Origin of the sequence: Spirosoma spitsbergense DSM 19989 (assembly GCF_000374085.1) — a bacterium.
GTDB lineage: Bacteria > Bacteroidota > Bacteroidia > Cytophagales > Spirosomataceae > Spirosoma > Spirosoma spitsbergense.
In genome coordinates, this window is the sequence record NZ_KB893533.1 from 49,250 (window position 1) to 49,572 (window position 323).

Consider the following 323-nt stretch of genomic DNA (forward strand, 5'->3'; position numbering starts at 1 on the left):
GCCCCGGCCCCGTCCACAAAGACGCCAGTAGGATCATCTAGTTGATTGGCCCCGGAGCCTCGTCCATTGCCCCCGGCCACGGTGGTGCCGCTGGTAGCCCCGGCCGCCCACCTCTGGATGCGGTTGTTGGACAAATCGGCCACATAGACCGCCCCGGCCCCGTCCACGTATACACCATAAGGTAAATTGAGCTGATTAACCCCGGAGCCTGCTCCATTGCCCCCGGCCACGGTGGTGCCGCTGGTGGCCCCGGCCGCCCACTTCTGGATGCGGTTGTTGCCGCTATCGGCCACATAGACCGCCCCGACCCCGTCTACATACAC

The 323-nt window shown here is 65.3% G+C and carries 1 protein-coding gene; it reads right to left on the reverse strand.

All coding sequences use genetic code 11. The features are described from left to right. Positions 1-323 (reverse strand): hypothetical protein (locus B157_RS39000; RefSeq protein ID WP_041952095.1); only part of this gene is annotated, 323 nt, incomplete at both ends.